The sequence below is a fragment of the Cupriavidus basilensis genome, assembly GCF_029335485.1.
GTDB classification, from domain to species: Bacteria; Pseudomonadota; Gammaproteobacteria; order Burkholderiales; family Burkholderiaceae; genus Cupriavidus; species Cupriavidus basilensis_E.
In genome coordinates, this window is record NZ_JARJLM010000376.1 from 1 (window position 1) to 11,296 (window position 11,296).

Annotated in this window: 9 protein-coding genes; 4 read left to right on the forward strand and 5 right to left on the reverse strand. The window is 67.8% G+C overall.

Annotation, left to right across the window (positions count from 1 at the left end; translation table 11 throughout):
* Window positions 1-171 precede the first annotated feature (171 nt).
* Entirely contained in the window at window positions 172-1,143 is a 972-nt protein-coding gene (locus P3W85_RS22410) for a Bug family tripartite tricarboxylate transporter substrate binding protein (protein ID WP_276266391.1), read from the forward strand.
* 9 nt (window positions 1,144-1,152) lie between these two features.
* Window positions 1,153-1,929, forward strand: a complete 777-nt coding sequence (locus tag P3W85_RS22415) for an enoyl-CoA hydratase (protein ID WP_276266392.1) — start codon at window positions 1,153-1,155, stop codon at window positions 1,927-1,929.
* Between the two features lie 51 nt (window positions 1,930-1,980).
* On the opposite strand, the gene P3W85_RS22420 is transcribed toward P3W85_RS22415, so the two are convergent.
* The 5 genes from P3W85_RS22420 to P3W85_RS22440 form a co-directional block, all read right to left on the reverse strand.
* Window positions 1,981-3,054: an FUSC family protein gene (locus tag P3W85_RS22420; protein WP_276266393.1), complete on the reverse strand. Its 1,074-nt coding sequence runs from the start codon at window positions 3,052-3,054 to the stop codon at window positions 1,981-1,983.
* A 147-nt stretch (window positions 3,055-3,201) separates the two neighbouring features.
* Window positions 3,202-5,334 (reverse strand): 3-hydroxyacyl-CoA dehydrogenase NAD-binding domain-containing protein, encoded by a 2,133-nt coding sequence (locus P3W85_RS22425; RefSeq protein WP_276266394.1) that lies wholly within the window; start codon window positions 5,332-5,334, stop codon window positions 3,202-3,204.
* A gap of 40 nt (window positions 5,335-5,374) precedes the next feature.
* Window positions 5,375-6,541, reverse strand: a complete 1,167-nt coding sequence (locus P3W85_RS22430; RefSeq protein ID WP_276266395.1) for a thiolase — start codon at window positions 6,539-6,541, stop codon at window positions 5,375-5,377.
* Window positions 6,538-6,930, reverse strand: a complete 393-nt coding sequence (locus P3W85_RS22435; protein ID WP_276266396.1) for a Zn-ribbon domain-containing OB-fold protein — start codon at window positions 6,928-6,930, stop codon at window positions 6,538-6,540. Before P3W85_RS22435 ends, P3W85_RS22430 begins: the two co-directional genes overlap by 4 nt.
* Window positions 6,931-6,962: 32 nt before the next feature.
* Window positions 6,963-7,958 carry a tripartite tricarboxylate transporter substrate binding protein gene (locus tag P3W85_RS22440; protein WP_276266397.1) on the reverse strand — a complete coding sequence of 332 codons (996 nt, stop codon included), beginning with the start codon at window positions 7,956-7,958 and terminating at the stop codon, window positions 6,963-6,965.
* A gap of 497 nt (window positions 7,959-8,455) precedes the next feature.
* Between P3W85_RS22440 and P3W85_RS22445 the strand changes: the two genes are divergently transcribed.
* Together P3W85_RS22445 and P3W85_RS22450 are read left to right on the forward strand one after the other, a co-directional pair.
* Window positions 8,456-9,940 (forward strand): PQQ-binding-like beta-propeller repeat protein, encoded by a 1,485-nt coding sequence (locus tag P3W85_RS22445; RefSeq protein ID WP_276266398.1) that lies wholly within the window; start codon window positions 8,456-8,458, stop codon window positions 9,938-9,940.
* Window positions 9,941-10,234: 294 nt separating this feature from the next.
* Window positions 10,235-11,296 (forward strand): porin (locus tag P3W85_RS22450; RefSeq protein WP_276266399.1); only part of this gene is annotated, 1,062 nt, incomplete at its 3' end.

Consider the following 11,296-nt stretch of genomic DNA (forward strand, 5'->3'; position numbering starts at 1 on the left):
GACGAGCATGGCGAATACAACAGACGCATGCAGGGCATGCGCACGGACACCTGACGGCGGTCGGCCTCCCGATCCGGCCGCACCAGGCACCAGGCACCAGGCACGACACGAGACACGAAGCGCGGAACAGCAGCGACGCACCAGAACCACATTGATACCCGGAGACAAGACTTGAACACACGCATCCTCGCCACCACCCTGCTCGCGGGCCTGGGCCTTGCCAGCGGCGCGCACGCCTCGGCCTACCCCGACAAGCCGGTCAAGCTGATCGTGCCTTACGCGGCCGGCGGCACCACCGACATCATCGCCCGCATCGTCGGCACCCGGCTCGGCACCGTGCTCAAGCAGCCCGTGGTGGTGGAGAACCGCCCGGGCGCCGGCGGCGCCGTTGGCAGCGCCTACGCGGCCAGGCAGGCGCCCGACGGCTACACGCTGGTGATGGAAGTGGAGAGCTCGCACGCGGTGAATCCCAACGTCTATGCCAAGACGGCGTACGATCCCGTCAAGGACTTCGCGCCGATCAGCAATCTCGCCGACGTGCCCAATGTGCTGGTGGTCAACCCCGGCTTTCCGGCCAGCGATCTCGCCGGCTTCATCAAGCTGTTGAAGGCCAATCCCGGAAAGTACTCGTTCGGCTCCTCGGGCAATGGCGGCCTTAGCCATATGAACGGCGAACTGTTCATGAACGAGACCGGCACCCGGATGCTCCACGTGCCCTACAAGGGCCTGGGCCCGGCGCTCAACGACGCGGTGGCGGGACAGATCCAGGTCGTGTTCGACAACATCCCCTCCTCCTCCGGCCTGATCCAGGGCCACCGCCTGCGCCCGCTGGCGGTGGCAGCCAGGCAGCGGCTGGCGGTGCTGCCCGACGTGCCCACCTATGCCGAGGCCGGCCTGCCGGGCATGAACAACCCGTCCTGGTTCGGCCTGGGCGCGCCTGCCGGCACGCCCGAGCCTATCCTGGACAGGCTCAACGAGGCGGTGCGCCACGTGCTGGCCGAGCCCGAGGTGGTCGCCGCCATCGAGAAGCAAGGCGCCATGCCGAGCCCGACCACGCGCAAGGCATTCGGCGACCTGATCCGGGTCCAGAACGCGCACTGGAAGAAGGTCGTCGAAGATATCCATTTCACCAAACTGCAGTAGGACGAAGCCATGAGCCAGGCAGATACGAAGCACTACGCCGGCGTCGAAGTCAATGCACTCGGCGTCGCCACCCTGACCATCCGCGAGGCAGGTTCGCTGAACATCCTGAGCACCCCGGTGATCGCCGCGCTGACGCGCGCCGTGTCCGAGCTGGCGGGCCGCGACGGGATCCGCGTCCTGATCATGCAGGGCGCCGGGGAAAAAGGCTTTATCGGCGGCGCGGATATCAAGGAAATGGCCGCCCTGACGCGCGACAGCGGCGAGCGCTTTATCAGCGGCCTGCGCGGCCTGTGCGATGCGGTGCGGCACTTCCCCGCGCCGGTGATCGCGCGCATGCCGGGCTGGTGCCTGGGCGGCGGCCTGGAGCTGGCGCTGGCCTGCGATATCCGCATCGCCGCGGACAACGCCCAGCTTGGCATGCCCGAGGTCAAGGTGGGCATTCCTTCCGTGATCCACGCCGCGCTGATGCCCCGGCTGATCGGCAATGCGCGCGCCGCCTGGATGCTGCTGACCGGCGAGATCTCCGACGCCCGCGAAGCGCTGGCCTGGGGCCTGGTGAGCAAGGTCGTGCCGCTGGCTGAACTCGATGCGGAAATCGAACGCGTGGCAACGCTGCTGGCCAGCTTCGGTCCCGCCGCGCTGCGGCAGCAAAAGCGGCTGCTGCGCGAGTGGGAAGAAGCGCCGCTGGAGCTCGCCATCGACAACAGCGTGGCGGAGTTCGGCAGCGCTTTCGAGACCGGCGAGCCGCAGCGCTTCATGAACGCGTTCCTGCAGCGCAAGCGGTAAGGGGCGAGCGGACCGGGCGCTGCGGCCGGAGGCCGAAGCGCCTCGCCGGCATCAGATATTCCACCGGTCCGCGATAGCAGCCAGGTGCTGCCGCAGTGCGTCGAACTCGCCGGACAGGCGCTGCGTCAGCGATACATAGCCAGCCCATCGCGCGGGGACTTCGCCAGCCACCCGCTCGAGCCGCGAACTGCCGCGCGGCGCCAGGCGCGCGACCACGCCATACGTCAGCGCGCGCGCCATGCCGATCAGCATCGCGTTGATGCGGCGCGTCTCGTCGCCGAGATGATTCCGGAGGAAGGCCCTGTCCAGCTCGTGCTCCTCGCGCGGGCGCGTGGCGGCCAGCACCTCGAGCAGGCTGATGCTGACGCGCATGCTGTGCTGGATGGCTTCCAGTTGTTCCATCGAAACCCCGGTCTCCTTGGCGACCGATGGCATCAGGGAACGAAATTGCACCAGCAGGCCGCCTTGCAGGATCATGGCTTTCTGGAGGACGGCCTTGTCGAGGCTGGCGTCCGTGGCGATGGCCGTGTGCATTCTTGCGCAGCTGCGCAGGGCCTCGGCAAGCTTGTAGCGCCAGGAATAGGTGGCGTGCAGGGGCAAGGCGAAAGAGAACAGCAGTGCGATGGCGATGCCGATCAACACATCCGCCGTGCGCCACAGCCCGTCGGCAATCGCGTTCTCGCCGTGGCCGGCAACGATGAAGATGGTGATGGCGGAAAGCAGCGCGATATAGCCGCCCTTGCCGATCGCGTGATACGCGCAGATGGCGCAGGCGACCACGATCAGCGCGTAGCTGAGCAAGGGCGCCTGGAAATACGATTGCTGCAGGATGATCGCCAGCCCTGCCCCCGCCCCGATCAGCGTGCCGAGCGCGCGCTCGGCCGCCTTCTTGCGGATATTGCCATGGTGCTGCAGGCCGCCGATGACAACCAGCAGCGTGATGGACGCCCATTCCCCATGGGGCAGGTGGATGCCGGTAGTCAGCGCAATCGATGTCAGCAGGCCGAGTCCGACCCGGAGCGCATGAATCAGCCGGGCATGGCGGTAACGGCGCGCCGGATCCGCCAGCGGGCGCAGCACGCGCCGCAGCGATGGAGGAAATCCGGTCATTTGCGGGGACATCATGCGGGGCTACCTGAAAAGGCGAGATATTCAAGCGCTCAATTCTATCGCCTCGGCGTGCCGGACGGTGCCGATTCCCGGCGCAGCCGCATCAGCCCCCTGGAAAACGCTGGGCTGGAAGTCCCCCGGCAGGGCAACGCACACCCCGGATCAACCGGCCGCGAAGGTCCGCCGCCCCTCGGCCACCAGCCGCACCAGCAGCGGCGCCGGGGTCCAGTGTTCGCCATGGCCGGCGTATAGCGCCCGGATCTTCTCAAGCGTGCGGTCCAGCCCGATGGTCTGCGCATAGAACATCGGCCCGCCACGCCACGCGGGAAAGCCATAACCATGCACGTACACCACGTCGATGTCCGACGCGCGCTGCGCGATGCCCTCCTCCAGGATGCGCGCGCCTTCGTTGACCAGCGCGAGCATGCAGCGCTCCACGATCTCTTCGTCGCCCACTTCGCGGCGCGCGACGCCGGCCTCCTCCGCGCAAGCGCGGATCAGGGCGTCGATGCCGGGATCCGGCAGCGGGGTCCGGCTGCCAGGCTCGTAGCGGTAGTAGCCTGCGTTCGTCTTCTGGCCAAAGCGGCCCAGCTCGCAGATGCGGTCGGCCACCTTCGAGTAGCGCAGGTGCGCCGGGCGCGTGGGCGCGAGCCGCTTGCGCGTGGCCCAGTTGATGTCCATGCCGGCAAGATCCGCCATGGCCAGCGGGCCCATGGCCATGCCGAAACGGGTGAGAGCACCGTCCACCTGCCGCGGCGAGGCGCCCTCCTCCAGCAAGAAGCCAGCCTCGCGCCAGTAGGGCGTGAGCATGCGGTTGCCGACAAAACCTTCGCACACGCGCACCAGCACCGGGAGCTTGCCGATGGCCTGGGCCATCTTCATGCAGGTGGCGGTCACCGCCGGCGCGGTGCGCGCGCCTTGCACCACTTCCAGCAGCTTCATCACATTGGCCGGGCTGAAGAAGTGCAGCCCGATCACATCGTGCGGGCGCGACGTCGCCGCGGCGATGGCATCGATGTCCAGCCGGGATGTATTGGTGGCGAGGATGGCGCCGGGCTTGCAGACGGCGTCGAGCCGGGCGAACACGGCTTGCTTGACCGCCAACGCCTCGAACACCGCTTCGATCACCAGGTCGGCGTCCGCCAGCACGGCATCGTCCAGCGTGGGCGTGATGCACGCCATGCGCCGCGCGATGTCCTGCCCGGTGAGCTTGCCCTTGCCGGCGGTGATCTCGTAGTTGCGGCGGATCTGCGCCAGTCCGCGCGCGAGCGCTGCCTGTTGCTGCTCGAGCAGGATCACGGGGATGCCGGCATTGGCGAACGCCATGGCGATGCCGGCACCCATGGTGCCCGCGCCGAGGATGCCCACCCGCGCGACGGGGCGCAATGCAGCACCGGCAGGCAAGGCCGCCACCTTGGGCGCCTCCCGTTCGGCAAAGAAGAGATGCCGCAGCGCCTTCGATTCCGTGCCCGCCACCAGTTGGTCGAAGCGGGCACGCTCGTCATCCAGCCCCGCCTCCAGCGGCAGCCGCGTGGCCGCCTCCACGCAGGCGATGGCCGCGCCTTGCGCCAGCGCATTGCGCGCCCTGGCGCTGACCGCCGCGGTGCGCGCCGCGAAGTCCGTACCGGCGGCATCGGCGCAAGGCTTGCGGGCGATCACGGGATGCGCGCCCGGCAAACCCGCCACGCGGCCGGCAAAGGCGACTGCCGCGGCCAGCGGCTCTCCCTCCATCAACGCGTCCGCCATGCCAAGCGCCACGGCCTGGTCCCCGCGCACGGCCCTGCCCGACTGGATCAGGTCCAGCGCCACCGGCACCCCGATCAGGCGCGGCAGGCGCTGCGTGCCGCCGCCGCCCGGCACCAGGCCGAGGCTCACTTCCGGCAGCCCCAGGCTGGCATCGGTGCTGACGATACGGTAATGGCAGCCCAGCGCCAGCTCCATGCCCCCGCCGAGCGCCACGCCATGGATGGCGGCAACCACCGGCTTGGCCGACTGCTCGATGCGCGCGATCACCTGGCGCAGCATCGGCTGCGCGGTAGCGGCGGGCGTATTGAACTGGCGGATATCCGCCCCCCCGCAAAACCCCTTGCCGGCACCGAGGATCACGATGGCGGCGATGGCCTCGTCCTGCCCGGCTCTGGCCAGGCCGTCGAAAAGGCCAAGGCGGACGCTGTCGCCCAGGCCGTTTACCGGCGGGTTGTCGAGCAGCAGGACGGCGGTTCGGCCCAGGCGGCCGTATTGCACGGTGGGGGTGAGCGCGACGAAAGCGCACGAAGAGGTCAACGTGGAGGTCATGAAAGTCAGGATCCCGGTAGTGTTGAGGACTTGCGCCCGTCTACAGCGCGGTGGAAAGAATGGCCGTGGCCTGGCTGGACAGCACGCCGCCATTGCCGTGGACCAGCGCGACTTCGGCGCCCCCGACCTGCCGGGCGCCAGCCTCGCCGCGCAGCTGCGTGACCGCCTCGATCACCAGGAAGATGCTGTACATGCCCGGATGGGTGCAGGACAGCCCGCCACCGTTGGTGTTCATCGGAAAAGCGCCGCCGGGCTCGATGCGCCCGCCGGACACAAAGGCACCGCCCTCGCCCTTGGCGCAGAAGCCAAGGTCCTCCAGGAACAGGATCGGGTTGATGGTGAAGGCATCGTACAGCTCCACCACGTCGATGTCGCCCGGCGCCAGGCCTGCCTCGGCGAATGCCTTGCGCCCCGACTCCACGGCGGGCGTGACCGTCACGTCGTCCATGCAGGAGATCTGCCGGTGCCAGTGTGCGTGGCCGCAGCCGAGCACATAGACCGGCTTCGCATGCGGGCCGCGCGCACGGTCGGCGCGCGTGACCACGAAGGCCCCGGCGCCATCGGTGACCAGGCAGCAATCGCGCACCGTGAGCGGGTCGGAGATCATCTTGGCGTGGATCACGTCGTCCAGCGTGAGCGGATCGCGCGAGAAGGCATCGGGATTGCGCTGCGCCCACTTGCGCGCGGCCACCGCCACCTCTGCCAGTTGCGTGCGCGTGGTGCCGTACTGGTGCATATGGCGCGCCGCCGCCAACGCGTAGCTGCTGGGCGGGTTGAAGGGCTTGTACGGGTGCTCGTAGGGTTGCGGGTCCAGTTCGGCCCGCATCTGGTTGAGGCGCGAACTGCTGGGCACGCTGCGCGGCGTGCTGCCGTAGCAGATCAGTACGTTGTCGCATTCGCCGGCCTCGATCGCCATGGCCGCGATCTTCAGGTCGGCGATAAAGGACGAGCCGCCGAACATGGTGCTGTCGGAAAAGCGCGGCCGGATGCCGAGGTATTCGGCCATCCGCATCACCCACCATGGCGAGGTCAGGCTGGCGGTGATGATGCCGTCGATCTCGCACATGCGCAGGCCGCTGGCTTTCACGGCTGCATGCGCCGCCTGCGCGATGATCTCCTGCTCGGTGCGGCCACCGGCGTGGCCCAGGCCAGCCATCCCGGTGCCGAGAATGGCGATCGCGCCGCGCGCGTTTCCTGCATGGCTCATCGCTGCACCTCGCCGGGCACGAATACCAGCAGCGGGCCGGTCTCCTCCTGCACGATCTCCGCCCGCACGCGCATGCCGATCCTGACCGCATCCGGCACGATGCCGGTGACCCGGCTCATCATCCTTGGCCCTTCGTCCAGATCGACCAGGCAGACGTTGTAGTCGCCTTCCTTCCTGCGCACCGTGGTGGTCGAGTACACCGTGCCGCCGCCGCACGGCGCCTGCCACGCTAGCACATCGGCGCCGCAGTGCGGACACAGCACGCGCGGGAAAAAGTGCCAGCGGCCACAATCCGTGCAGCGGGGAATGACAAAGCTGCCCTGCGCCAGCTTGCCGAAATAAAAGGCGTCCGCACCCTGCATGGCCGCCGCATCCGATTGACTTTGCATCGATATCGCTCCGCGATCTGGTTCGTCCGGTTTCATTCCTCCACCTTCACCCCGGTGATCTGGACGGTGCGCTGCCACTTGGCCACCTCGGCCTCGACATACTTGCGGAATGCCGCCGGCCCCAGCGTGCCCGCCGCTTCGGCGCTCTGCTTGCGCAGCCTGGCCGCCATCTCCGGCGAGCTCATGATGCGATTGGCCTCCCGGTTCAGCCGCGCCACGATCTCGGGCGGCGTGCCGGCCGGCGCGTACAGGCCCAGCCAGGTATAGAGGTCGTAGTTCTTGTAGCCGGCTTCGGCAATGGTGGGCAGATCGGGGAACAGCTTGCTGCGCTCAGCACTGGTGACCGCGATCGGGCGCAGCTTGCCGGCGGCGATAAAGGCCGAGACGCTCATGGAATCCTGGAACACCATCGGGATCTGCCCTGCCACCACGTCGTTGGTGGAAGGCGACGCACCCTTGTACGGCACATGCACCAGCGGCACGCCGGCCACCTGCCGGAACAACTCTCCGGCCAGGTGGGTGGACCCGCCCACGCCGGCCGAGCCATAGGGCACGCTGGGCTGCGCTTTCGCCCATTTGACGAACTCCTGCACGGTCTTGACGGGTACCGACGGATTCACCACCAGCAGGTTCGGCGCCTTGGCGATCAGCGCGATCGGCTCGAAATCCTTCACGGGCTGGTAACGCACGCTCTTCTGCACCGCCGGCGCGATCACATGGCCGGTGGCGCTCAGCAGCAAGGTGTAGCCATCGTCGGGCTTGCGCGCCACGTACTCGGTGGCGACCTGCCCGGCCGCGCCGGGGCGGTTCTCCACCACGAAACTCTGTTTGAACGCCTGCGACAGCTCCGCCGCCAGCAGGCGGCCCACGATGTCGGTCATGCCGCCCGGGGCAAACGCCACCACGATGGTGACCGGCCTGGAAGGATACGCATCCGGCTGGGCAAGCGCAGGCGAAGCGGCAACGATGGCGGTAAGGGCGCTGCCGCACAGGGCGAGCAGGCGCAAGCGGGCCTGGAAGGATTTCACGCGTGTCTCCGGATCTTTGGTTCTTATGTGTGAGCGCCGGGCCGGCGCGGGCGAGGATGCACCATCGATGGCTCTGGGGCTGCCGGCCAGTATATTTTTGGGCCCGGCGCCGGGCCATCCGAAAGATTCGAACCGGCGGTTCGCGGATTTGGAACGCTCCGGGGCGGGCGGCCTGGGAAAGGCTTGCCCTTGGAGAGGGTGGACAGATTCGCCAGGAATCCGCAATCGGTGGGCCGAATGAAAGCAAAGGGACGTGGATCCGTGGATCGCTTTGCCGTCAGCGGACGAGGCCGCTGCGAGCGCAGGTGGACGCCTTTCTATCCCCGCTCTGAATCGGAACGAACAAAGCGGAACGACGTTAAGATTTCGCTTGACGATCAAGCCCTCAAGGGAAGGCTGCTCAACGCTCAGGGCATGACGCCTAGCGGCTTCGCGCTCGCTCAGGCGTTGCCGGCTGGGCAGGGATGGAGGTGCAGGTGCCGCTCGCCAGACAAACCATGCGGTTTCTCGTCCTGTCCGGACTGGCAATGTGCGTCCATGCCGGCGCGGCGTGGGCGCAGGGTATCGACGCCGTCCCCGGCTATCACCAGGCCGACAACCGAAGCGGGCAGTATGTCGTGCCCGGCCTGACCTGGCAAAGCGCGCCGCACCTGCATCGCGACGCCAGCTTCGACGGCAGGGTCGAGGGCCATATCTATGCCCAGCCGCTCTACTGGCGCCCGCCTGGCGCGGCGAGCGGGCTGTTGATCGTCGCGACAGAAGCCAATGTCGTGTATGCGCTCGATGCCGCGACCGGCCACGCTGTCTGGCGCACCGCGCTCGGGCCGCCGGCGCCGCGCAGCGCGCTGCCCTGCGGCAACATTGATCCACTTGGCATCACTGGAACACCGGTGATCGATCCCAAGGCGGGTGCGCTATACCTCGACGCGATGGTGGTTCGGCAGCCGGGTCCCAGGCACCTGGTGTACGGGCTGTCCCTGCGCGACGGCTCGGTACTGCAAGGCTGGCCGGTCGATATCGCCGAGGGCCTGCGGGCGCGAGGGATGTCATTCGCTCCGCGCCTGCAGAATGAACGAGGCGCGCTGGTGATCCTCGATGGACGGCTGTTCGTGCCGTACGGCGGCCATTTCGGCGACTGCGGCGACTACCATGGCTGGGTGGTCGGCCTGCGGCTCGACCGTCCCGGCGTGTTCGGCGGCTGGGAGACCCGCGGGCGCAAGGGCGGTATTTGGGCACCGGGGGGAATCGCCGCGGCCGACGGTGCCCTGTTCGTCGCCACTGGCAACACCGACGGCGTGCGCACCTGGAGCGATGGCGAGGCCGTCATTCGCCTCGCTCCTGATCTGCACAGGTCCGCAAGCCCACGCGACGCGTTTGCGCCGGCCGACTGGCTGCGACTGGACCAGGACGACCTCGACCTCGGCGGCACCAACCCGATGCCGATCGACCTGCACGGGCGGCGGCTGATCGTCGCGTTGGGCAAGGACGGCAAGGCGTATCTGCTGGACCGGGAAAATCTGGGCGGCATCGGAGGTGCGCTCGATGTGCGGCAGGTGTCGCAGGGGCCGATCCGCAACGGCCCTGCGTCCTATTCAGGACCAGGAGGCGTTTTTGTCGCATTCCAGGGCGACGGCTCGGCGTGTCCCGGCGGCCTGGGCACGGGTGGCCTGACCGTGCTCCGGATCAGCGCGCCGTCCCGCGGCGGCTTGAGCACGGCCTGGTGCGCGGAGGTGAACGGTGCCGGTAGCCCGATCACCACGACCAGTGACGGCAGCGCCGACCGCATCGTATGGATTGCCGGCGCAGAAGGCGACAACCGGCTGCACGGGTTCCGCGGCGACAGCGGCCAGCCCGTATTCACCGGCGGCGGCCGGGGCGGCCGCATCCCGGGGCTGCGGCACTTCGTGACCATTCTGGCCGCGGATGGACGGCTCTACGTGGCAGGCGACGACAGGATCTACGCGTTCAGCGTCGCGCCGTGAGTCCTGGATCCGGCCGCAAGCGAACCGGCTGGTTCTTCGGCGATCGCTTCAACACCATGCGCCGTCGGCCCGACCTGGCGGCCTTGCGCAAGCCAGTGCCTGCGCCGCCTCCGATCATTCATTTCGTATTTCAAAATAATACGATCTATTTTTTCATAACTGTTTACTTATTGCTGTCACATTTCTCTCCCACAATCTCGCTGCCGATCGGTGGACAGTCCTGGCTCGCCTTGCCTCCATGACTCTCCCCGGCGCAGGACCCCTACTCGCTCAGACAAGAAACCGAGATCGACAGTGAAAAAAACTCTCCTCGCATTGACCGCCGCAGCCGCAGCGTGCGCCGCTTCCGGCGCTGCATTCGCCCAATCCTCCAGCGTGACGCTCTACGGCATTGCCGATGCCGGCGTTAGCTTCCAGAGCCACGTGCAAGGCCCCAACGGCGGCGGCTCGGTCACGGGCGTGACGTCCGGCGGCCTCTCCGGCTCGCGCTGGGGCATTCGCGGCGCGGAGGACCTCGGCAACAACCTGAAGGGCATCTTCGTGCTGGAAAGCGGCTTTGACCTCGACACGGGCAAATCCGGCCAGGGTAACCGCCTGTTCGGCCGCCAGGCCTACGTCGGCCTGCAGGGCGACTTCGGCGCCGTCACGCTCGGCCGCCAGCAGAACTCCCTGTATGACCTGTTCGGCGCCTACGACCCGATGGGTGCCGGCACCAGCTACTCGCTCAACTCGGTCGATACCCAGGGCTTCAACGGCCGTGCCGACAACGCCGCCAAGTACACCGGCAAGTTCGGCGGCCTGACCGCCACCGGCTTCTACAGCTTTGGCCGCGACAGCACCATCGCCAACGGCGGCGAAGTGCCGGGCCACTTCAAGGTTGGCACCAACTTTGGCGGCGGCCTGGCGTATGCCACCGGCCCGGTCTCGGTGGGTGTCGCCTATGACCAGTACCAGGGCAGCACCATTGCAACCTCCGGCGCCGCGGCCAAGCGCGCGGCCATCGGCGCCTCATATGCCTTCGGTGATGCCAAGCTGTTCGCCGGCTACCGCTGGATGCGCGACGAAATCACCAGCGCCACCGTAGTCCGCCAGGACAACCTGTACTGGGTTGGCGCACTGTACAAGTTCACCCCGGCCTTCAGCCTGACCGGCGCCGCTTACTACACCGACGCCCGCAAGGACGCCAACGACTCGCTGATGTTCGTGCTGAACGCCGACTATGCCCTGTCCAAGCGCACCGACGCCTACCTGCTGCTGGGTTATGTCAAGAACAAGGGTCAGGCAACCTACGGCGTGACCAACGCGATGAACACCCTGCCTGGCCAGAACCAGACCGGCGCCATGGTTGGCGTGCGT

Coding starts and splice junctions, on each gene's coding strand:
- P3W85_RS22445 (WP_276266398.1), top strand. CDS start 8,456: ATGCGGTTTCTCGTCCTGTCCGGACTGGCAATGTGCGTCCATGCCGGC.
- P3W85_RS22435 (WP_276266396.1), bottom strand. CDS start 6,930: ATGCAAAGTCAATCGGATGCGGCGGCCATGCAGGGTGCGGACGCCTTT.
- P3W85_RS22430 (WP_276266395.1), bottom strand. CDS start 6,541: ATGAGCCATGCAGGAAACGCGCGCGGCGCGATCGCCATTCTCGGCACC.
- P3W85_RS22415 (WP_276266392.1), top strand. CDS start 1,153: ATGAGCCAGGCAGATACGAAGCACTACGCCGGCGTCGAAGTCAATGCA.
- P3W85_RS22420 (WP_276266393.1), bottom strand. CDS start 3,054: ATGATGTCCCCGCAAATGACCGGATTTCCTCCATCGCTGCGGCGCGTG.
- P3W85_RS22425 (WP_276266394.1), bottom strand. CDS start 5,334: ATGACCTCCACGTTGACCTCTTCGTGCGCTTTCGTCGCGCTCACCCCC.